This window comes from Geodermatophilus sp. URMC 64 (genome assembly GCF_053502555.1).
In genome coordinates, this window is sequence record NZ_CP199955.1 from 1096439 (window position 1) to 1118112 (window position 21674).

The window sequence follows — 21674 nt, forward strand, 5'->3', positions numbered from 1 at the left end:
CCGCAGCAGGGGCCGACCGTCAGGTGTGCGAGGGGCCGTTCTCGTCGTCCTCGTCGCGGGGTTCCTCGGCCGGCTTGTTCGCGTCGTCGGCGGTGAGCGCGGCCAGCTCGTCGTCCATGCCCTGCCGCGCGACGAAGTCCAGCGGCTCGTCGAGGTCGTCCGACGTCGGCAGCAGGTCCGGGTGCGACCACAGCCGGTCGCGCTCCTCGATGCCGCGCTGCTGACCCAGCGCCGCCCAGACCGTCGCCGCGTCGCGCAGCCGGCGCGGCCGCAGTTGCAGCCCGACCAGCGTGGCGAAGGTCTGCTCGGCCGGGCCGCCGGAGGCGCGGCGGCGGCGCATCGTCTCGGCCAGCGCGGAGTAGCCGGGCAGCCGCTCGCCGGCGGCCGCCGCGACCACCGTGTCCACCCAGCCCTCCACCAGCGCCAGCAGGGTCTCCAGCCGGCGCAGCGCCATCTGCTGCTCGGGGGTCTCCTCGGGCTCGAGCAGGCCGCTGCCGAGCAGCCGCTGGATGGCCTCGGGGTCGCTCGGGTCCAGGCCGCCGCCCATGCCGCCCATGGCCTCGGCGATGCCCCGCTCGATCGCCTCGCGGTCGACGTTGATGCCCCGCGCGTAGGCGTGGACGGCGTCGGTCACCTGCTGGCGCAGCCACGGCACGTGCGCGAACAGCCGCTGGGAGGCCGCCTCGCGCAGCGCGAGGAACAGCCGCACCTCCTCGGCCGGGCGGTCGAGGCCGGCGGCGAAGTCGGCGACGTTCTGCGGCACGAGCACGCCGCTGCCGGCAGGGGCCAGCGGCAGGCCGACGTCGGTGCTGGTGACCACCTCGTCGGCGAGCTTGCCGAGCGCCTGGCCCACCTGGGCGCCGAACATCAGCCCGCCCATCCGCCCCATGATCCCGGCGATCGGGCCGACCATGCTCGCCGCCTCCTGGGGCAGCGCGCTGGTCATCGCGGCCACCACGCGCTCGGCCAGCGGGTCGATGAGTGCGCTCCAGGCCGGCAGGGTCTGCTCCACCCACTCCACCCGCGACCAGGCCAGCGCGCGGTCGATGCCCGACGGGAGGTCCGTGGCCTGGTCGAGCCACAGGTCGGCCAGCCGCAGCGCCTCGGCGACGGCGGCGCGCTCGGCCTCCGACGTGGGCTGGTGACCGGCCGCGAGCTGGCTGATCGCCCCCTGGCGGGCGAGGTCCCAGTTCACCGGGCCGCCGGACCAGTTCATCAGCTTCTGCAGCTCGGCGAACAGCGGCATCTTGCCGAGGAGGTCCTCGGGCGAGCCCGCGCCGGCGCCGCCGCCGAACAGGGCACCGAAGCCGAAGGGGTCGGCGGGGGAGGGCTGGCGCGCGGGGTCCCTGCGCTCTGGATCGTTGCCCTCGGGGTCGCGGTCGGCGGGCCCGAAGCCGAACGGCAGGTCGCTCATGCCCCCACGGTAGACGCGTGATCTTCCCGTGGCGGCGGCCCGCGTCCGCCCTGAGCGGACACCCGGAGGACGGCCTCCTGCAGGGTCGCGCCGCGAGCCTGCGAGTGGCGGGGGGCAGGAGGTCCTTCGCATAGGCTCGCACGACGTGACCCGTCGGAGCGCCGTGGCGATGATCGGTGCCGTCCTGCTGGTGGTCTTCGGACTGCTCGGCGCGGCGGTGCCGGTGCCGTACGTGGCGGAGGTCCCCGGCCCCACGTACAACACGCTCGGCGACATCGACGGCACGCCGATCATCTCGGTCGAGGGCCGTGACCGGAACGACGTCAGCGGCAACCTCAACCTGACCACCGTCGGCGTCAGCCGCGCCGGCCTGAGCCTGGTCGAGGCGGTCCGCGGCTGGTTCGACCCGGAGGTCAGCGTCGTCCCCGAGGAGTCGGTCTACCCGCCCGACCAGACCGAGGAGGAGACCCAGCAGCAGAACCGCGAGGCCTTCCTCACCTCGGAGGAGGCGGCGGAGACGGCGGCGCTGCAGCACCTCGGCTACCCGGAGAAGGTCGTCGTCCAGGGCCTGTCGGACGACTCGCCGTCCCGGGGCCGGCTGGAGGAGGGCGACGCGATCGAGGGGGTCGACGGCCGCCCGACCCCCGACACCGACACCCTCGACGACGTGCTGCGCTCGATCCCGGGCGGGACGTCGATCCAGGTCGCCTACACCCGCCTCGGCGAGCCCGGGAGGGCGACGCTCACCACCAAGCAGGCCGAGGACCGCGAGGGCTCGCTGCTGGGCGTGCTGGTGCGCGAGCAGCCCTCGGCGCCGTTCGACGTCGACATCGAGGTGCAGGAGGTCGGCGGGCCGTCGGCCGGGCTGATGCTGACGCTCGGCATCCTCGACCTGGTGGGGGACGACGACCTGACCGGCGGCGACGTCATCGCCGGCACCGGGACGATCGACGTCGACGGCAACGTCGGCCCGATCGGCGGGATCGGCCTGAAGATGGTCTCCGCGCGCGAGATCGGCGCGACGCTGTTCCTCGTCCCCGCGGACAACTGCGCCGAGGCGCTCCAGGCCCCGCAGCCCGGGCTCCCCATGGCGAAGGTGGTGACCCTCGACGACGCGCTCGACGCCCTCGCCGACGTCCAGGCCGGCCGGACACCGCCCTCGTGCTGAGCCCCGTGCGCCGGCCCCATCCCGCGTGGGAGAGGCTGTCCGCCATCGCCGGACGGCGAGGGAACCACGGGCGGTCCGGTGCGTTGTCCTGAGATGACTCTGTCCTGAGACACAGGGGCCGGACAGGCCCCGCCCGTGGCCCCGGCCACCCTGCAACTGAAGGAGACCGCTCGTGGCCATGCGGCCCCCCGTGTCGGTGCCCACGCTCTCGCGGCGCGCGAAGCTGGTCATCGGGGCCATCGCCGTGCTGCTGGTGCTGTTCACGGCCATCGGGACGTTGACCAGCGTCTACGTCGACTACCTCTGGTTCGACGAGACCAGTTACACCGAAGTCTTCTGGACCGAACTGCAGACCCGTGCGCTGCTCTTCGCGGTCGCGGGCGTGGCCACCGGCGGGCTGGTCGCGCTGGCGATCTACCTCGCCTACCGGTTCCGCCCGACGTTCCGGCCGATGTCGCTGGAGCAGCAGAACCTCGAGCGCTACCGGCAGTCGCTGGAGCCCCGGCGCACGCTGGTCCTCTCGATCGTCGGCGTGGTGCTCGGCCTGTTCGCCGGCTTCACCGCGCAGGGCAGCTGGGACACCTGGCTGACCTTCCGCAACTCCACGGACTTCGGCCAGGTCGATCCCGAGTTCGGCATCGACCTGTCCTTCTTCGTCTTCGACTACCCGTTCTGGCGGCTGGTGCTGGGCTTCGGCTTCGCGATCGTGTTGCTGGCGCTGATCGGGTCGCTGCTCACCCACTACCTCTTCGGCGGCCTGCGGCTGCAGACGCCGGGCCAGAAGCTCACGGGCGCCGCCCGGGTGCAGCTGTCGGTGCTGCTCGGCCTGTTCGTCGCGCTCAAGGCGGTGGCCTACTGGCTCGACCGCTACGGGCTGGTCTACTCCGACCGCGGCGAGGTCTTCACCGGCGCCAGCTACACCGACGTCAACGCGCTGCTGGTCCCGAAGAACATCCTCGTGTTCGTCGCGGTCGTCTGCGCCGTGGCGTTCTTCGCCAACATCGTCGTCCGCAACTTCCTGCTGCCGGCGGCGGCGCTGGTGCTGCTGCTGATCTCCAGCCTGGTGATCGGCGTCGCCTACCCGGCGATCGTGCAGCAGTTCGTGGTCAAGCCCAGCGCCGACCAGAAGGAGGGTCCGTACATCCAGCGGGCGATCCAGTCGACGCTGGCCGCCTACGACCTGTCCGACATCGAGTACGTGGACTACGCCGAGGACACGACCGGCGACTCGGTGGACACCGAGGCGGCCCAGGCCGAGCTGCGCAACGACACGCAGACCATCCCGAACGCCCGGCTGCTGGACCCGAACGTCCTCTCCGACACGTTCACCGCGCGCCAGCAGATCCGCAACGTCTACGGCTTCCCGGAGAAGCTCGACATCGACCGGTACACGATCGACGGCGAGACCCGCGACTACGTGGTCGCCGTCCGCGAGCTCGACGTCGACAACCTCTCGGAGAACCAGTCCAGCTGGATCAACCAGCACACCGTCTACACGCACGGCAACGGCTTCGTCGCCGCGCCGGCCAACCAGGTCGTGGCGGGCCAGGAGGGCGGCGAGCCGAACTTCACCACTCGCGACCTGCCCACCACCGGAAACATCGACGTCGAGCAGCCGCGGATCTACTACGGCGAGCTGATGAACAACAACTACTCGGTGGTCGGCGCACCCGAGGGTGCCGACCCGCGGGAGTTCGACCGCCCGGAGAGCGGCTCCGACGAGGGGCAGATCAACAACACCTACGACGGCGAGGGCGGCGTCGCGATCGGCAGCTTCTTCCGGCGGCTGACCTTCGCGATCTACTACCGGGAGCGCAACTTCCTGCTCTCCGGCGCCGTCAACGACCAGTCGCGCGTGCTCTACGTCCGTGACCCGCGCGAGCGGGTGGAGAAGGCCGCTCCCTTCCTCCAGGTGGACGGCGACCCGTACCCGGCCGTGATCGGCGGACGCGTGGTCTGGCTCCTCGACGGCTACACGACGTCGGACTCCTACCCCTACGCGGAGCGGATGGAGCTGGGCCAGGCCGCCCAGGACTCGCTCACCGGGGCCGGCACCGCCGCGCTGCCGGACGAGCAGTTCAACTACATCCGCAACTCGGTCAAGGCGACCGTCGACGCCTACGACGGCACGGTGACGCTGTACGCGTGGGACCCGGACGACCCGGTCCTGCGGACCTACGAGAAGGCCTTCCCGGGGGTGATCCAGCCGCGCGAGGAGATGAGCCCCGAGCTGGTCAGCCACGTCCGCTACCCGGAGGACCTGTTCAAGCTGCAGCGGGACATCCTCACCCGCTACCACGTCTCCGACCCGACCGACTTCTACAACCAGAGCGACCGGTGGCAGGTGCCGGACGACCCGACCCAGGACACGCAGGACGCCCAGCCGCCGTACTACATCCTCGCCCAGCGGCCGGGTGACCGGCAGGCGAGCTTCCAGCTCACGAGCGCGCTCAACGCCTTCCGGCGGGACAACCTGTCGTCGTTCATCTCCGCGTCCAGCGATCCGCAGAGCTACGGCGAGATCCAGGTGCTGCGGCTGCCGGGCAACACGCCGTTCCGCGGCCCGCGGCAGGTGCAGCAGTCGTTCATCACCAACAACCAGGTCAGACCGGACCTGACCCTGTTCAACAGCCAGGAGTCCCGGGCCGTCTTCGGCAACCTCCTCACGCTGCCGATCGGGGAGAACGGCCTGCTCTACGTCGAACCGCTCTACGTCCAGGGCCGCGGGGAGAACTCCTTCCCGCTGCTGCAGAAGGTGCTGGTCAACTACGGCGACCGGGTGGGCTACGCCGACACCCTCGGCGAGGCGCTGGACCAGGTCTTCGGAGCCGGAGCGGGCTCGTCGGCGGTCGACAGCGGCGGCGAGACGCCGCAGGACGACGGGACCGACGGCGGGACGGCGACGCCCACACCCACGCCGACACCGACGCCCGCCCCGGCGCCGGACGCCGGCAACGGCGGGGGCAGCAACCCGGACCTCGACCAGGCCGTCGCGGACATGAACAGCGCGCTGGAGGCCTACCAGGAGGCGCTGCGCAGCGGCGACTTCGCCGCCACCGGCGAGGCGCTCGACCGGCTGCAGCAGGCGGTCGAGGCCTACCAGGCGGCCCAGGCGGCCGCCTCGCCGACCGGGTGAGCCCGGGGCGGGCGCGGCAGGGTGACGAAGCCCTCGCCGCGCCCGCCCGGAACCCTGGTACCGTGAAGACACCGACGCGGGGTGGAGCAGCTCGGTAGCTCGCTGGGCTCATAACCCAGAGGTCGCAGGTTCGAATCCTGCCCCCGCTACCACCACGAAGGACCCCGGCCCGATGGGCCGGGGTCCTTCGTCGTTCCGGCCCCGCTCAACTGCGCAGGAACGTGAGGACGGCCAGCGCGCGACGGTGGGCGTCCGGCGACTCCGGCAGCCGGAGCTTGGTGAAGATCTGGCCCACGTGCGCCTCCACCGTCCGCTCCGTCACGAACAGGCGGGCGGCGATCGCCCGGTTGGACAGCCCCTCGGCCACCTGGGCGAGCACCTCCCGCTCCCGGGCGCTGAGCACGGCGAGCGGGTCCTCCCGGCGTCGCCGGCCGAAGAGCATCGACACGATCGTGGGGTCGACCACGGTCTCGCCGTCCCGGATCCGCTGCAGCGCAAGGACGAGCACGTCCCCGCTGAACACCCGTTCCTTGAGCAGGTAGCCGACCTTCTCGGGGTGCTCGGCGACCAGCCGCGTCGCGTACGTCGGCTCGAGGTACTGCGAGAGCACGAGGACGCCGACGTCCGGCTGCTCCTGGCGGATGCGCTGCGCCGCGACGAGTCCCTCGTCGGTGTGGGTCGGTGGCATCTTGATGTCGACGACCGCGACGTCCGGCCGGTGCTCCCGGACGTCGCGCTGCAGGTGCTCGGCGTTGCCGGACTGGGCGACGACCTCGACCCCGGAGGACCGCAGCAGCGACGCGATCCCCTCGCGGACGAGCACCGCGTCGTCGGCGACGACTACCCGCACGGGATCTCCGCCCGCACCCCGCCCGGTCCGACGGACAGCCGTCCGCCGAGCGCCTCGACCCGGTCGGCGACGAGCACCAGCCGCTCCGGATCGGGCGCGGTCCCGTCGTCGGTCACGCTGACGACCAGCGGCCCGCCGGGCCGGCGGACCCGCACGGTCGCGTAGGTGGCCGACCGGCGGGCGGCGTCGGCGACGGCTTCCGCCACGACGACGTAGGCGGCCGTCTCGGCCTCCCGGCCGCACCGCTCCGGAAACGGCGGCAACGGGCGACGCGGGACGAGCGGCCGCAGCCGCTCGGGTCAGGCGCGGCCGAGGGGGTCCCGGGCCGGTCGGGACGCGGGGGCCGGCCGGGGGACCGGCGGGCGGCGGGGCAGGTCACGGTCGACGAGCAGCGCGTGCGGCCGGGTGTCGTCATCCTCGAAGGGGTGCTGCCGGGCGCGGTCCGGGGTCCAGGACGGCCGGGCGGTCTCGTGCCGGCCGATCGCCGCCCAGTGCACCACCGGCGGCGGAGGCGTCCGCCCGGGGGCGGCCGCGGGAGCCGCCGCCGTCGTCCTCGTGCTCTCCGGCTCGGGCAGCCGGAGGTCGGCCAGTTCCTTCCACGCCGAGTGCCGCAGCCCGTCGACGACGCACCGCACGCGCGCCAGGGCGCGGCCGGAGTCGTCGAACCGCCAGCCCAGCAGCTCGCCGGAGTACCAGATGCCGCGGTGGTGGACCTCCACGGGTTGGGGCTCTCCGGCGAACGAGCTCGTCGCCTTGTCCCCCTTCACGTTCGCGACTGTAGGTCGCCGGACGGACACGCTCCAGCAGGCGCGCGTCGGACCAGAACCGCTCCGTCACGGCAGCCCCCAGCCGTCACACGGTGCTCGCGGCGGCGGCCTGCGCGCAGAGGTGCCCGCCGCCCACTCGCGCAGACGCGTGTACGGTGGAGGCACGACGCGGGGTGGAGCAGCTCGGTAGCTCGCTGGGCTCATAACCCAGAGGTCGCAGGTTCGAATCCTGCCCCCGCTACCAGGTACAGGGGCTCTCACAGTGACTGTGAGGGCCCCTGTCGTCTGTGCATGGATCTCCGGGCAGTGTCATGGAGACGTCGGTCACTCCGGTCCGCCACCGTCGCGGTTCCCGAGCCGAGCAGTCTCATCACGGACACGCGCGCCGACGCGGCGAGTGACGTGCTGCTGCGTGCTGTCGCGCCCTTTCCCTTTGGTGTGGGGACTCCAGTGGCAGCGCGACACAGGACCGGGAGAGCTTGGTGGTGACCGGGGCGGCGCCGCTACGGGCGGCTCGCCGCGCGTGCTGCCCCTGACTCCCGGTTGCCCGGCGGCTGCGGTGCTACCTCCAGGTCGTGGACCGGCCGGCGGGGATTGATCGTGGCTCCGCCGTCCGGCGCGGCCTGGTCGATGGGCGCCGTCCGGGCGGTGCTCGCGGACGTACGACGGCGGGGCCGGTTGCGGATCGCTCGCTCGGCGACCGTCAGGTTGATCCCCCAGGCCGCGGCCAGCAGGAGCGCAGTGGTCAGCTCGCCGATGCCGAAGACCGCTTCACCGATGCCGAGGGTGAAGATCTGGGTGCCGGCGACGAGGCCGATGGCGTAGCTGCGGATCATCCACGCCCGGTGATGGGCGAAGTCGCGGCGCCGCGCCGCGAAGAACCCGAGGACGAGGGTGGCCACCATCGCCACGCCGAACACCAGTCGCAACGGGTACAGCAGCTCGCGGGTGGCACCCGCGCGCGGGAAGTACTGGTTCAGCCACAGCGCCGACAGCGCCACCCCGAGCCCGGCGACGACCAGCACTCGGCCGGCTCGGCGGTGCCAGCCGGGCCGGTGACGGCGCAGCCGCGGGGCGAACTGGAAGGCGCCGGCGATGGCGAACACCGCGGCGCAAACGATGTGCAGCACCACCGGCAGCGGCGTTGCGTCGTACCGGGCATCGGACACCATCGCGGTCGTCCCGCCGGACAGCTCGACGAGGCGCAGGGCGCCGGCGATCACCGGAACGGCGCCGAGCGCCACCAGGGCGATCGGCACACGCCACGTCGAGCGCCAGAACGTCATCGAACTGCGGTCCGCTCAGGGTGACCCACAACGGCGAACACCGTCGGGTCGTCGGCCTGCCGCTGGGATCGCCACAGCGAGTACCCGAGGGCGATCAGCGCGATGCCGTTCGGGACCGCCAGCAGCCGGTACAAGGCGTCCGGCATCAGCGAGAGGACGGCGGTGACCAGGCCACCGACCGCGAGAAGTGCGCTCGCCCAGCGGGCGAGGACGTGGGCCCGGTACAAGGCGACACCGAAGACCAGGCCGCCCGCTAGGAAGCACACGCTCTGGACCAGGAACAACGTGCCCAGGACGCCGATGTCGCCGGTGGCCGTGCCGCCGGTGACCGTCGTGAGGACGTCACTGACGTAGGACGGATCGGTCTCGGCGAGCGAGGGCAGGACGTACGCCAAGCCGAAGGTGGAGCTCATGATGAGCAGGTAGCCCGCTGCCAGGATCAGGTAGCCCACGAGTCCGAGGACTCCGTTGCGGCGGATCTGGCTCAGGTACATGCCGGTGATACCGGCCAGCGCCAGCACGGCCATCAGGACCTTCGAGCTGTTGCGGACCGCCACTTCGGTTGTGGCGATGGTGGTGAGGTCGAGCGGGGGATGGCCGATCTGGATTCCGATGAAGAGCGCGCCTGCGGCGACCGCCGCGACGGCGGCTGCCCGGATGAGGAGGGAGAGGCTGACAGTCGGGTCGCGTTCCGGGTACATCTGGGGCTCCTGTGTTCGGGAGGCGAGCCCGCGGCGACCGAGCGCTTCTGTGTTGCCGCCGCGTGGTGCGCGATGGCGGCTTGGGTGGCGTCGGCTTCGCCGGAGCACCGCCGCGGCCCTACGTCCGGTGCGTTTGACGACTGGTACGGGGCCTCAGCTCATGGGGGCGACAGGGGCCGGCGGCGGCGTGGTCGGCACGGGAGGCGGCGGTGTGACGGGCCGTGTGGGAACGGAGCCGGGGTCGGTGCCGCCGGTGTCGAGCCGGAAGGGTGGGTAGCGGTCGGTCATCAGCGCCGCGTAGGCCCCGACCCGCAGCGCCCACCGGTCCATGCCGAGGACGAAGTCGTAGAGCGGCTTGGGGTAGTGGCCGGTGAACAGCAGCACGACCGCGGCGATCAGGACGAGCAGGCCGACCAGGCTCCAGCCGGCGTTCGCGCCGTTGTCCCAGCTGTCGTTGGCGTCGCCGGCGCGGGTCCCCAGCCACAGCCCGCCGCCGACGAAGATGGCGAGGACGAGGAAGTGCGGAATGGCCAGCAGCCACTTCACGAAGATGAGCCCCCGGGACAGCCGTTCGGGATAGGCGACGTCGAGGTGCGCCGGGTAGTCCGGCACCTCGGCCAGGGTGAACGGCGGATAGCGGTCGGTGCCCAGCGCCCAGTAGCCGTAGTGGTGCACCCGCCAGGACCAGCGCATGACCCCGACGTTGAAGTCGAACAGCGACCGTGGATAGCTGCCGGTGAACAGGATCGCGAAGAAGGCGATCACCGTGACGACGGCGAACGCCACCCACAGGAAGAACAGCACGACGACGTGCGGGATGAGCAGCAGCCACTTGATCAGCCACAGCCCGCGGGACAGCGACGGGTCCAGCGACGCGTCGACGCGGACGGGGTAGGGCGTTCGGTTCTCGGTCATGCCGTGCTCCCGGCGTCCGGAGTGAGGGGGGTGGTGGGGGCGACGGAGACGACGAGCTTTCCGCGGGCCTGCCCGTCGAGCAGGTGACGGATCGCCGCGGCGACGCCGGTGAGCGGGTAGGTCCGGTCGACGGCGGGGGTGACCGTGCCGGCCTCGATGAGTTCGCGCAGAGCGCTGAGGTCTCCGGCGTTCTCCGACGCGACGAAGGTGCCGAGCTCTTGGCCGATGAACGCCGACAGCAGCGTGGCCCGGATCTGGCGGTCGCTGCCGCCGAGCCACCGTCCGTCGGTCTCGCCGCCGACGATGACCAGCCGTCCTCGCGGGGTGAGCGCGCGGCGGAGCTGGGACAGTCGGCGGTTGCCGCCGGTGTCGAGGACGACGTCGTAGCGGTGCCGGCCGTCGGTGGCGTCCTGGCGGGTGTAGTCGATGACGTGGTCGGCGCCCAGCGCCCGGACCGCGTCGGCCTTCGCCGTGCTGCACACGCCGGTGACCTCGGCCCCGAACGACTTGGCGATCTGCACGGCGAAGCTGCCGACCCCGCCGGAGGCGCCGAGCACCAGCACATGTTCGCCCGCCTGAACCCGTCCGTGGTCGCGGACGGCCTGCAGCGCGGTGAGCCCGGAGACAGGAACGGCTGCCGCCTGGTCGAAGGTGACGTTCGCCGGCTTGGCGGCGAGCTTGTCCGGTCGGGCGCGGGCGTACTCGGCGAAGGTGGCGTCGCCGACGCCGAAAACCTCCTCGCCCACTGCGAAGCCGGTCACGGCGGCCCCGACGGCCTCGATCGTGCCCGCCAGACTCCGTCCTGGGTTGGCGTACTTGGGACGGCGGAGGCCGAAGCCGGCGAGGCGGATGGGGTAGGGCAGTCCGGCCATGATGTGCCAGGTGCCGCGGTCGACGCTGGCGGCGTGCACCCGCACCAGGACCGTCTCTTCCCCGATGGTCGGCAGGTCGACCTCCCGCAGATCGAGGACGTCTTCCGGTGCAGGGCCGTAGCGGTCCTGGATGACCGACGTCATGGTCCTCGGGCCGCCGGCCGAGCCAGGCGAGTCTCTGAGCGCGTTGGACTGCGTGATCTCCATCGGGACTGTCTTCTCTCGTCGGTGACCGGGTCGTTCAGGAGGTGGGGCGCTGCAGGACGAAGTCGCTCTGCCGGCGGCGGCCGTAGTGGCGGATGTGCAGCGTGCGGCAGCCGGAGAGGCCGCGGATGGCGCGGTTGGCCTCGTCGTCGTCGGTGACGTGGACCCACAGCGCTGCGCGGCCGTCGCGGGCGTGCCCGTGGTAGAGGTCGAGGGTCTCCTGGTCGTCGGTGACCGCCGCGGCGACGCGGCGGGTCGGACCCATCCGCGCGAGGTAGCGGCGGTAGTCGGCGAGGATCTGCTCGCCGGTGAAGATGCGGAGGTCCTGGTCGGCGAACCCGGCGGTGCGCAGCGCCGCCTCAGCCTGGTCGGCCTCATCGGGGCCGGGGAGGATGGCGACCAGGAAGCCCTTCGGATGGAAGACGAGCGGGCGGTCGGCGAGGTCCGGGTCCTGGTCGGTGGTGCCGACCGGCCAGACGATGTCGGTGTCAGCCATCGCGGTAGCTCTGCAGTGTGTCGGCGAGGGCCTGCTCGACCGGGGTGGCCTCGATGCCGAGCTTGTTGGTGATCTTGCTGCTGTCGACGATGAACGGCTCGGCGAACTGGTACTGCATCTCGACCAGCTCCCGCATGATCGGGTTGATCAGGCCCAGTGCCCGCAGCACGAGCGAGGGCATCGCGCGGAGCCTGCCGCCCGGGTGGCCGGCCAGCCCGTAGACGATGTCGACCAGCTGACGGGTGGTGCGGGTGTCCGGATCGTTGGGCAGGTGCCACACCTGTCCGGGGGCGTCGGGGTGCTCGCCGAGGACGGCCAGGCCTTCGCCGATGTCGGGGATGAAGGTGTAGGTGTGCGGCTGGTCGGGGTCGCCGAGCACCGAGGCGGTCTTGCCGGCCAGCGCGGCGGGGAAGACGCGGTCGCCCAGGTTGGACTGGGCGCCGCCGCGAGGCCCGAAGTAGTCCGAGGCGCGGCCGATCGCCACCTCGACGCGTCCGGCGGCGTGGGCGGCAAGCAGGTCGCGGGCCATCCTGCCGCGCAGCTGTCCCTTCCTGGTGTGTGCACCGTCGGGCAGGTCCTCGGTGAGCACGCGGCCGGCGGGGCGGCCGTAGGTGTAGACGTTCTCCATGCTGACCAGGCGGGCACCGGTGGCCTCGGCCGCGGCCAGCACGCCGGCCTGCAACCGTGGGAACTGCGTGGTCCACTCCGAGTAGGGCGGGTTGAGCGTCTGGTAGACGACGCCGGCTCCCCCCGCGACCTCGGTGCTGAAGGCCGGGTCGCCGGCGTCCCCGCCGATGACCTCGACGTCGTCGGGGACGCGGGCGGACCCGGAGCGGTTGACCAGGCGGGCCGTCTCCCCGCGGCGGCGCAGCGCGTCGAGAGTGGCCAGGCCGATCGCGCCGGTACCGAACACGACGTGCCGTGGGGCGGCGGTCATGCCCGTGCCTCGCTCGGTGCCGGCGCCGGTGCGGCTGTCGCAGGGAAGCCGGCTGCCGGGCGGTCGGGCAGGAGCAGCAGCAGGAGCAGCCCGGACAGGGCGGAGAAGGTGATCGCTCCGTAGGCGCCGAAGACGGTGAACTGCTTGTCCACGGCGATCCCGCCCAGGGTGGTGGTCGTCCAGCCCAGCGCCCACAGCGCGGGCAGCGCGGCGGCCCACAGCCAGCGCAGCCGGGTGCCGCGGGGCAGTGCGAGGGCCTGCGTGGGCCCGAGGATCAGGCCGGTGAGGGCGCCCATCAGCGCCAGGTCGGCCAGGGAGGTGTCGTAGCCGACTGTGACGGCGCCCAGCAGCAGACCCAGGCCCATGCCGATGCCGGTGGCCGGCACCCACCTGCGGATGTCGAGCCGCCCCAGGCTGGCCAGCGTCTGCCCGACGCCGATGACGAGGCCGGCGACCGCCCCACCGAGAAGTGCCGCGAGCGGGCTGTCGGCACGGCCGGCGACCCCCGTCCCGGCCAGCCCCGCGATCGGGAAGGCGAGGAATCCTGCGGTCCAGATGAGCCATCGACGCAGGCGAGACGTTCGAGATCGAGCGAGAACGGTCACGGCAGTCAGCTCCTGACACCGGTCGCCGCCGGCGATCGCGGGGGTGGGACGTTCGCAGCGCCGCTCGACTCGTCGTCGTCGATCGCGGCGCGGGCAGAGCGCGGAGGCCGCAGCAGGACCATCACGCCGAGGGCGGCGACCCACAGGCCCCAGGTCGTGCTGCCGATCAGGCCACCCAGGTCCCAGACCGGGAAGCCGGGGACGGCGGTGGCCAGGATGTCGCCCTGGTTCGTGAGGTAGAGCGCGCTGACCACCAGCCCGGTGACGCCGAGCCAGCGCGGGAGGACCCGGGTGCGCACGATGATCACGCTCAGGGTGACCGACCAGACGAGGGCCAGCAGCTGGCCCAGGTGCTCGCCGAGCAGTGCGCCGCCGAACTGGTGCTGGGCGGTCCAGGCCGCGTCGACCGCGGCTTGGGTGGGGCCATCTCCGGTGACGTAGGAATCCGCCAGTGCCGGGACGACGAACACCCAGCGCAGGAAGCCGATCAGGGCGAGCACCACCGAGGTGGCGCCCACGTAGGTGGCGGCCCGCAGCACCGGGTCGCTCCGTCGCCCCAGTACGGCGGGGAGCAGCAGGATCGGGACGAGCAGGATCGCGTATGTCCATGCGGTGGCGAACCAGGTCCACACCAGGCTCGAGCCACCGGCGACGAACGCCGGCAGCACCACGTCGGCCGGTTCCCGCAGGATGTCCGGCCACTCGAAGGTCGACGACAGCGCCGTCGCCGACGCGGCGAACGCCAGGGCGCCGCCGAGGAAGAGCGCACCGGTCGTCCGGCGCAGGCCGTTGCTTGCGCTCGCAGCAGTCATCTGAGGGGCCTCGTCTCACCGGGGGGCATGAAGGGGACAGGAGGAGGTCACCGCCCGCCGCTGGATCTGCGATGAGCGGACGACGTAGCCCCCCGTGTGGTCGACCCCGATGCTCAGGAAAAAGACAGATCGGCGGTCAGGCCGGCACAGGGACGGGGACAGGTCAGTGGATGCCCCGCCTGGTCAGATGGGGCCGAAAGGCCGTCCCCAGCCGACCGACTGGGTGCGGCGCCGATGCTCGCCCGTCGCTGGGGCCGCAGGAATGGCGGCCGTCGGGGCGCTGGACCGGCGGACGAGACCTGTGTGCTCGGAGACGGCGCAACCTCGGGGAACGCGAGGTTCGATACTGAGCGGCTGCGCCGATGACAGGACGCTAGACCTGCGCCTGAGATGAACGCAACCGCCAGTAGCGAAATACGTGCCGACATTTCCTGGAGGCTGGCCACGCCAGGTAAATTCCTGATGACCATTCCGAAACGGGAGGTTGCGGGGAAGATGGGTGCGATCCAGGAGGGGTCGTCGGGCCGCGGACGGCGACGCGACCGCGCCCTCGATGACCGCATTCTCGAGCAGCTCCTCACTCTGCTCGGCTCCCACGGCTACGCCGGCCTGACGCTCGACGAGCTCGCCGCCCGCAGCGGCGTCGCCAAGACCACGATCCTGCGCCGGTGGCCGTCGAAGGCCGCGGTCGCCGCCGCAGGAGTGGAGCGGCTTGCGCTGCAGAGCGTCGAGGTGCCGGACTCCGGCACCCTGCGGGCTGACCTGCTCGCGCTGCTGCACGGCGCGGAGGAGACCTTCGTCCGCGGCCGAGGGCAGTTCGTCGCTCGGCTCATCCGCGAGGCGGGCCACCACCCCGAGATCACCGATCTCCTCTACACCGTCATCCACACCCGCCGGCAGGCCTACCGGCGGGTCTTGGCGCTGGCCATCGCTCGCGGCGAACTGGCCCCCTCAGTCGACCAGGACCTGATGATCGACCTGCTGATCGGCCCCATCTGGACCCGGCTGCTGATCACCCGAGATCCCATCACCGGCGAGTACGTCGACTCCATCGTGGACGCCGTGCTCATGGCCTTCGATGTGAAACCGGTGACAACAGGCTGACGTGGTTGCCTCCACGGCCACGGATCTCCTGGGACTGGCAGTGGGGAATCGTTCGCCCCCGGCGGCGGAAATGCCGAGAGCAGTTTCGTGGGAACCGCACGCCCGGGGCTGCTACTGCTCGGCGTCGGCGATTTGCGCTGATGCCCCTTGACGCTGTCCTCGTCCCGGGTGGACGGTCTGCGCACGGCGCACACATCGTCCGCCGTCCCGGGACGGTTCGGCCCGTCCGCACAATCGCGCAACCGCCACCGGCCTGAGCGCGTCCGAGCACGGCGACTGCATCCCAGAACGCGAACCACATCCTCGGTTCGAGCGAGCAGCGTCGCTCGAAGCCCTCACGCATACCGACAGGCATGGAGTGCGCTCATGATCACCGTCTCTGGCCTCACGAGGCAGTACGGCCAGCGGGTCGCCGTCGACGACATGACCTTCGACGTGGCCGGCGGCCGCGTCACCGGGTTCGTCGGCCCGAACGGCGCCGGGAAGTCGACCACCATGCGGATGATGCTCGGACTGACCCGACCCGACAGCGGTGAAGTCCGCTACCACGGCGTGCACTACCAGGACCTCAAGTGGCCCACCCGTACGGTCGGCTGCGTTCTGGATGCCCGCGTGCACCCGGGCCGCACCGCGCGGAACCACCTCCGGGCGACCGCCGCCATCAGTCGGGTGCCCGCCGGCCGAGCCGATGTGGTCCTGACCGAGGTCGGACTGGAGTCAGCAGCGGACCAGAAGGCGGGCAAGTTCTCGCTCGGCATGCGGCAGCGCCTGGCGCTGGCCGCTGCTCTCCTGGGGAATCCGCAGATCCTGCTGCTCGACGAACCGTCCAACGGCCTGGACCCCGATGGCATCCGCTGGCTGCGGAACTACCTCAGCGACTTCGCCGCGCGAGGAGGCACGGTGTTCGTGTCCAGCCACCTGATCAGCGAGCTCAGCATGTTCGCGCACAACCTGGTCGTGATCGGGGGCGGACGGCTGCTCGCCGCCGAATCGGTCAGGGAGATCACCGCGCGCAACGAGATCGCCGTCGTCGTCGAGACCCCCCAGCCCAGGGAGCTCACCGCACTCCTCGCCGCGCAGGGCTTCGTCGTCGAGGGTGCGGCCGACCGACTCATCGTCCGGGGAACCACCCGCGCCGTCGTTTCGCAGACCGCGTTCGACAGCGGCATCCGCGTGCTCGAACTCAGCGAGACGTCCCGCTCGCTGGAGGACAGCCTGCTCGACATGACCCGGTCCTCCGCCGAGTTCGCCGCCACCGACCACTGACCCGGAGGACACCATGACCATCACAGGTGCGGACGCCGACCAGCCGGCGGCCACCACGTTTCCCGAGTACCGCCCGGCCACGCGATCTGCGGGCGGTGACGCCCGCGCCGTCCTCGCGGCGCTGAGGAGCGACTGGATCAAGGCCTCGACGGTCCGGGCCAACCGGGCGATCCTCCTGTTCGCGCTCGTCGGCGGTCTGGTCGTCTCGTGGGCGGTCGCGACGTTCGTGACCGACGAGGTGCTGTTCGTCGTCGAGGTCGGCTTCTACTGGACCAGCGTGACGTCGATGCTCGCCGGGATCGCCGGGATCCTGCTCTTCGGCTCCGAGGTGCAACACGGCACCCTGGCCGCCTCCGTGGCGGCGCGACCGGCGCGCTGGGTCCTGGCGCTGTCGAAGACGCTCACCGCCGCGGCGACGGGCCTGGTCATCGGTGTCGTCGGCCTCGTCGCCGGATTCGGCGGCGCCGCCCTGGCCGGCCTCGACATGGGGGACACGTCGGCGCTGCCGGCCACGATCGCGTGGGCCTTGCTGTTCACCACGCTGTCGGCGGTGCTCGGCCTGGGGATCGGCATGATCGTCCGGCACAGTACGGCGGCCATCGCGGGTCTCCTGGTGTGGGGGTTCGTCATCGAGAACCTGTTCAACCTCTTCCTGCCCGTGGAGGTCTCCCGGTTCCTCCCCTTCTTCGCCGGCAACAAGCTGCTCGCCTACGCGAACGACTTCGACACCCCCGAGGCGATCGCCGCCGCGCTCACCCGACCCGAGAGCGCTCTGGTCTTCGCCGGGTACACCGCCGTCGCGCTGGTCGTGGGCACCGTGCTGCTGTACCGGCGGGACCCGGACTGATCCTCGGTGACGACTCGAGGTCGGTCAGGCTCCGCGGGTCTCCTGCCGACACCGCACCACCCAACACGGCAACCCCGCCACCGAGAGGTCCGACGCCATGAGGACGATCGAACACGCCGTCGACATCGAAGCGAGCCCTGCCGCGGTCTGGCAGCTCCTGACCGACACCGAGCGGTACGAGGACTGGAACCCGTTCATGCCCCGGCTGTCCGGCCGGCTCGCCCCCGGCGAGCGCCTGACGCTCACCGTCCGCCCCGGGACGCGCACGATGACCTTCCGGCCCACCGTGCTCGCCGTCGAGATCGGCACACTCATCCGCTGGCGCGGACGGCTCGGGCTGCCCGGCCTCTTCGACGGAGAGCACGAGCTTCGCCTCGAGCACCTCCCCGACGGTGGCACCCGCTTCGTTCAGCGCGAGACCTTCACCGGCCTGCTCGTCCCGCTGATGCCCCGGATTCTCGACGACACCGCCACCGGCTTCACCGCGATGAATGCAGCCCTCCGAGACCGAGCCGCCGCATCCCGCAACGGCGACGAGGAGCAGCTGCAGCTGTAGCTCCGGCCCGCGTGGCTTGCCGCTCTTGAACGGCTGCTTGGTCACCTCCACGACGACCTGCTCGCGAAGGACGCTGCCACGTGCGCGGGCGCGGGGGACGCACCGGCGGCAGCTCGACGCCGGGCACGACTGGGTGGCGAATGGTGCCGATGCCCTCGACCGTCATCTCCACGACGTCCCCGGCTTGCGGCGGGGGAGGAGTGACTTCGCCCCGTCGTTCCACAATCCACTCCTCGAACGGCCAACCCATGTTGCTCAGCAGGTCCTGGCCGACCCCGCCGCCGTTGACCAACACCCGCATGTCCAGCGCCAGGAAGCCCCTCGGCGTCGCGGCAGGGCTCGAGCTCGTCCGCGGTCACCAGCCCGGGTCCGAGCGCGGTCGCCGAGTCCTTGACCTTCGCCGGGCCCGGGTTGACCCGCATCTCCCGGGCCTGCAGATCACGCGCCGACCAGTCGTTGAGCGCCGTGCAGCCGAACACGTGCTCGGGGGCGGCCTCCGGGTGAGCGAGGCGCCGTCCCGGCCGACCACGACGGCGACCTCGAGCCCGAAGCCGAGGCGCTGGGATCCCGGCGGCACCGGCACGTCGTCGTGCGCGCCGATGAGCGCATGCGGGTTGGTGAGGTAGAACGTCGGCGCCTGGTGGTTCAGCGTCCCCAGCGCCCACACGCGGAATGCGATGGGAGTGGACGGGACCGCGGACGGGCGAGGACGATTCGCCTGGCGACCGGACGACCCATGCCGGGGCGAGCCCGGATCCGGCTCCGCCCGTCGCACCTGTTCGAACCCGTGGAGGCGCGGCGGTGCGGAGCGAGCTGGTCGGGCGACGGCACGAGTTGCGCGTGCTCGCCGACTGTCTGTGTTCCGCGCAGGCCGGCCGGCCGCGGCTTGTGCTCTGCCGTGGCGAGCCGGGTATCGGCAAGACCCGGCTGGCCGAGGAGCTGGTGGCGACGGCGGGGGCGCGCGGCTTCGCCACCGCGTGGAGCCAGTCTGCGGAGTCAGCGGGGGCTCCGCCATTTTGGCCGTGGCGCCAGGTCTTGCGCACGGTCGACGAGGAGGTCGGCCTGGTTGCCATCGCCGAGCGGCGTCGGCTGGTGGCGGATCTCGCCCGCCTGGCACCCGACGTGTTCCCCGGTCCGGTGGCCTCCGTGGACGACCAGCTGTCCGGCGAGACCCGGTTCCGGTCGTTCGACGCCGTTGCACGGCTCCTGCGCGAGGTGAGCCAGGCCCGGCCCCTGCTGATCGTCCTCGACGACGCCCATGACGCCGGGCGGTCGTCACTGTCGCTTCTGCAGCACGTGGCGCGGTCGATGAGGGATCAACGGCTCCTCGTCCTGGTCAACCACCGCGACACCGAGCCGGTCCCTGGTGTCGTCAACGAGTTGCGGCGCGAACCGGTGACCAGGGAGATCCAGCTCCGCGGCCTCAGCGTCCCGGCCGTCGGCGCGCAGCTGACGGATCTTCTCGGGAGGAGCCCGACCGACGCGGAGCTGGCGGGGGTGCACGGCCGGACCGGTGGGAATCCGTTCTACGTCGGCGAGATCGCCCGTGTGCTGGGAGACGCCCGCGCGGGGAGCGATGACGTACCTGTCCCGAGTAGCGTGCGGGCGGCGATCTCGGCGCGCTTGGCGCGGCTGACCTCCGCGCCGGAGCAGGTGCTGCAGGCGGCGTCCGTCGTGGGGAGGAGCTTCCACGCCGCCCTGGTGGCCCGGATGCTGGACGTGCCGGTGCTCGGCTGTCTCGCCGGGCTGGACCGGGGCGCGGAGGCAGGACTCGTCGAGGCGACCCCGGTGCCGGGGGAGTACCGGTTCGTGCACGACCTGGTCCGTGAGGCGGTCGAGGCCGGTCTGAGCATGCCCGATCGCGTGCGCCTGCACCGGAGTGCCGCGGAGGCCATCGAGAACTCGGGCACCGCGAGGTCCGGTCAGCTCCCCGACCTGGCCCGGCACTGGGCGGTCGCAGCCGTCGCCGGGGAACGGACCCGGGCCGCCGCGTGGATCCGGCGGGCCGCGGAGGAGGCCATGCACCGGCTGGCCCATGAGGAGGCGGCCCGGCTCTTCCGCCTGGCAACGGCCGTCGGACTGCACGAACTCGACGACGAGGTGCGCTGCCAACTGCTCATCGCCGCCGGAACTGCGCTCAAGTGGGCCGGGAACCTGTCGGAGCGGCTGGTGGCCAGCCGAGAGGCTGCCGAGCTGGCACGGCGGTTGGGACGCCCGGACCTGCTGGCCCAGGCGGCTCTTGCCCTCGAAGGGGGTGGCGGAGGTCTGGAGACCGAGCTGACGCTGCGCCTCTGGTGCGAGGAGGCGCTGGCCACGATGGACCCGCGACCCTCCGCCCTTCGCGCGCGGGTGCTGGCCACGCACTCCGACGTCTGCATGTACCTGGCCGACCTTGATGCTGCACGCACCTCCAGCGGACGCGCGATCGCCGAGGCAGAGCAGTCCGGTGACCTCGCTGCGGTGGTAGCGGCAGTGCGCGCTCGGCAGTTGGTGGCCTCGGGTCCGGACGGGGTCGGTGAGCGGGCGCGCCTCGCCGACCGGATGGAGGCGATCGGGCGGGAGACCCGTGATCCCGTCACCCGCATGTGGGCGCACCTGTGGCGGATCGACGTCGCCTTCCAGCGCGGGGACCTCGGAGCCGTCGGCCGGGAACTGGACCCCCTGGCCCAGTGCGTCGAGGAAGGGCGTAGCCCCGTGGCGCGGTGGCATCTGCTGCAGTGCCGCGCTGTGCTGGCTCAGGCCCAGGGCCGCTTCGCCGATGCGGTCCGGCTGGCCGACCAGGCGCTGGCCGCGCTGCCACCGGCTGCGACCGGCTACGGCTCGGCGGTCATCAACCGGACCGCGGTGCTGTCCGCTGTCGCGATGCACACCGGCGAGGACGCGGACCTCGCCGGCCTGCGAGCGCGGGACCGCCCGACCGATGTCGGCGGAGACGAGCTCGACTACCCGACCTATGAGGTGATCTTCGCGGTGGCGGCGGCCTTCTTCCTCGCCTCCGCGGGGCGGCTGGCGGAAGCCGGTGCGATCTACCGCAGGCTCGGACCTCCGAGCGGGTGGCGGCCCATCCCGCACGCGACGACGGTGTGCTTCGCCTTCGGCATCGCTGTGGCGATCGCGCTGGACGAGGTCGACGACGTGGCGGCACTGAGGAAGCGCCTCACCCCGTTCCGCGGCCAGCACGTGGTCAGCGGCGCCGGTGCCATCGCCTACGACGGTCCGGTCGAGCTGTACCTCGGGATTTCGTCCGGCCACCTCGGGCAGCTGGACGACGCTGTCGTCGATTTGCAGGCGGCCGCGGACCTGTGCGCGGCCAACGGCGCCCGCGGGTTCTCGGTGCAGGTTCGGACCGAGCTCGCCGCCGTCCTGGCGCGCCGCGCCCGGTCGGGGGACGTCGCACGGGCGCGACAGCTCGCGGCCGAGGCCGGAAAGCTGGCCGCGGCGCTCGGCATGCGCCCGTGGGCGAACCGGGCACGGGGCCTCCTAGAACGCCTGGACGTGCAGCGTGACCCGCTCACACCCCGAGAACGGGAGGTGGCCGCGTTGGTCGCGCGGGGGCTGACGAACCGGCAGATCGCCGCTCAGCTCTGCCTGTCGGAGCGGACCGCGCAGAACCACGTGCAGCACATCCTGACCAAGCTCGACCTGGCGAACCGCAGCCAGATCGCCGTCCGGACCGTCCGGGAGGCGAGCAGAGCGGTGAAGTAGCGGGAGCGCCGCGAACCCGGGAGTACCCGAGCC

19 protein-coding genes, 2 tRNA genes and 1 pseudogene are annotated in these 21674 nt (G+C 72.1%); 9 read left to right on the forward strand and 13 right to left on the reverse strand.

Annotated features, from left to right (window positions below; genetic code table 11):
• Positions 1-19: 19 nt before the first annotated feature.
• Positions 20-1414: a zinc-dependent metalloprotease gene (locus ACWIYF_RS05470; RefSeq protein WP_448627104.1), complete on the reverse strand. Its 1395-nt coding sequence runs from the start codon at positions 1412-1414 to the stop codon at positions 20-22.
• A gap of 145 nt (positions 1415-1559) precedes the next feature.
• On the opposite strand from ACWIYF_RS05470, the gene ACWIYF_RS05475 reads away from it, so the two are divergent.
• The 3 genes from ACWIYF_RS05475 to ACWIYF_RS05485 all read left to right on the forward strand — a co-directional run bounded on the left by ACWIYF_RS05475 (position 1560) and on the right by ACWIYF_RS05485 (position 5870).
• Positions 1560-2582, forward strand: a complete 1023-nt coding sequence (locus ACWIYF_RS05475; protein ID WP_448627105.1) for a YlbL family protein — start codon at positions 1560-1562, stop codon at positions 2580-2582.
• A gap of 178 nt (positions 2583-2760) precedes the next feature.
• A complete protein-coding gene (locus tag ACWIYF_RS05480) occupies positions 2761-5718 on the forward strand; it encodes a UPF0182 family membrane protein (RefSeq protein ID WP_448628726.1) in 2958 nt (985 codons plus the stop codon).
• A 75-nt stretch (positions 5719-5793) separates the two neighbouring features.
• Positions 5794-5870, forward strand: a tRNA-Met gene (locus tag ACWIYF_RS05485).
• Positions 5871-5923: 53 nt separating this feature from the next.
• Here the strand turns inward: ACWIYF_RS05485 and ACWIYF_RS05490 are convergent.
• From ACWIYF_RS05490 to ACWIYF_RS05500, 3 genes are read right to left on the reverse strand one after another with little or no spacing between them, the layout of a single operon-like run.
• A complete protein-coding gene (locus ACWIYF_RS05490; RefSeq protein WP_448627106.1) occupies positions 5924-6568 on the reverse strand; it encodes a LuxR C-terminal-related transcriptional regulator in 645 nt (214 codons plus the stop codon).
• Positions 6559-6831 (reverse strand): hypothetical protein, encoded by a 273-nt coding sequence (locus ACWIYF_RS05495; RefSeq protein ID WP_448627107.1) that lies wholly within the window; start codon positions 6829-6831, stop codon positions 6559-6561. Before ACWIYF_RS05495 ends, ACWIYF_RS05490 begins: the two co-directional genes overlap by 10 nt.
• A 36-nt stretch (positions 6832-6867) precedes the next feature.
• On the reverse strand, positions 6868-7335 hold the full coding sequence (locus ACWIYF_RS05500) for a hypothetical protein (protein WP_448627108.1): 468 nt from the start codon (positions 7333-7335) through the stop codon (positions 6868-6870).
• A 167-nt stretch (positions 7336-7502) separates the two neighbouring features.
• Here ACWIYF_RS05500 and ACWIYF_RS05505 point away from each other — a divergent pair.
• Positions 7503-7579 (forward strand) — tRNA-Met (locus ACWIYF_RS05505).
• 259 nt (positions 7580-7838) lie between these two features.
• Here the strand turns inward: ACWIYF_RS05505 and ACWIYF_RS05510 are convergent.
• The 8 genes from ACWIYF_RS05510 to ACWIYF_RS05545 all read right to left on the reverse strand — a co-directional run bounded on the left by ACWIYF_RS05510 (position 7839) and on the right by ACWIYF_RS05545 (position 14163).
• Complete coding sequence (locus tag ACWIYF_RS05510) at positions 7839-8621, reverse strand: DUF2306 domain-containing protein (protein WP_448627109.1); 783 nt, start codon at positions 8619-8621, stop codon at positions 7839-7841.
• Complete coding sequence (locus ACWIYF_RS05515; RefSeq protein WP_448627110.1) at positions 8618-9322, reverse strand: hypothetical protein; 705 nt, start codon at positions 9320-9322, stop codon at positions 8618-8620. Before ACWIYF_RS05515 ends, ACWIYF_RS05510 begins: the two co-directional genes overlap by 4 nt.
• Before the next feature lie 153 nt (positions 9323-9475).
• The gene (locus ACWIYF_RS05520; RefSeq protein ID WP_448627111.1) at positions 9476-10237 is read right to left on the reverse strand and encodes a DUF4389 domain-containing protein; all 762 of its coding nucleotides are present in this window, start codon (positions 10235-10237) and stop codon (positions 9476-9478) included.
• On the reverse strand, positions 10234-11253 hold the full coding sequence (locus tag ACWIYF_RS05525; RefSeq protein WP_448627112.1) for an NAD(P)-dependent alcohol dehydrogenase: 1020 nt from the start codon (positions 11251-11253) through the stop codon (positions 10234-10236). Before ACWIYF_RS05525 ends, ACWIYF_RS05520 begins: the two co-directional genes overlap by 4 nt.
• Positions 11254-11350: 97 nt before the next feature.
• Positions 11351-11809: a hypothetical protein gene (locus tag ACWIYF_RS05530; RefSeq protein ID WP_448627113.1), complete on the reverse strand. Its 459-nt coding sequence runs from the start codon at positions 11807-11809 to the stop codon at positions 11351-11353.
• Positions 11802-12746, reverse strand: a complete 945-nt coding sequence (locus ACWIYF_RS05535) for an NAD-dependent epimerase/dehydratase family protein (RefSeq protein ID WP_448627114.1) — start codon at positions 12744-12746, stop codon at positions 11802-11804. Before ACWIYF_RS05535 ends, ACWIYF_RS05530 begins: the two co-directional genes overlap by 8 nt.
• Entirely contained in the window at positions 12743-13351 is a 609-nt protein-coding gene (locus tag ACWIYF_RS05540; RefSeq protein ID WP_448627115.1) for a hypothetical protein, read from the reverse strand. The genes ACWIYF_RS05535 and ACWIYF_RS05540 overlap by 4 nt, the downstream gene beginning before the upstream one ends.
• A gap of 5 nt (positions 13352-13356) precedes the next feature.
• Positions 13357-14163 (reverse strand): DUF4386 domain-containing protein, encoded by an 807-nt coding sequence (locus ACWIYF_RS05545; RefSeq protein ID WP_448627116.1) that lies wholly within the window; start codon positions 14161-14163, stop codon positions 13357-13359.
• 390 nt (positions 14164-14553) lie between these two features.
• Between ACWIYF_RS05545 and ACWIYF_RS05550 the strand changes: the two genes are divergently transcribed.
• From ACWIYF_RS05550 to ACWIYF_RS05565, 4 genes are all read left to right on the forward strand, one after another.
• Positions 14554-15267, forward strand: a complete 714-nt coding sequence (locus tag ACWIYF_RS05550; protein WP_448627117.1) for a TetR/AcrR family transcriptional regulator — start codon at positions 14554-14556, stop codon at positions 15265-15267.
• A 366-nt stretch (positions 15268-15633) separates the two neighbouring features.
• Positions 15634-16533 (forward strand): ATP-binding cassette domain-containing protein, encoded by a 900-nt coding sequence (locus ACWIYF_RS05555; RefSeq protein WP_448627118.1) that lies wholly within the window; start codon positions 15634-15636, stop codon positions 16531-16533.
• Positions 16534-16546: 13 nt separating this feature from the next.
• Entirely contained in the window at positions 16547-17380 is an 834-nt protein-coding gene (locus ACWIYF_RS05560) for an ABC transporter permease subunit (RefSeq protein ID WP_448627119.1), read from the forward strand.
• A 97-nt stretch (positions 17381-17477) separates the two neighbouring features.
• Positions 17478-17936 carry an SRPBCC family protein gene (locus ACWIYF_RS05565; RefSeq protein ID WP_448627120.1) on the forward strand — a complete coding sequence of 153 codons (459 nt, stop codon included), beginning with the start codon at positions 17478-17480 and terminating at the stop codon, positions 17934-17936.
• Between the two features lie 41 nt (positions 17937-17977).
• Here the strand turns inward: ACWIYF_RS05565 and ACWIYF_RS05570 are convergent.
• Positions 17978-18711: pseudogene (locus ACWIYF_RS05570) on the reverse strand (fumarylacetoacetate hydrolase family protein).
• A 26-nt stretch (positions 18712-18737) separates the two neighbouring features.
• Here ACWIYF_RS05570 and ACWIYF_RS05575 point away from each other — a divergent pair.
• Positions 18738-21641, forward strand: a complete 2904-nt coding sequence (locus ACWIYF_RS05575) for a helix-turn-helix transcriptional regulator (RefSeq protein WP_448627121.1) — start codon at positions 18738-18740, stop codon at positions 21639-21641.
• Positions 21642-21674 lie beyond the last annotated feature (33 nt).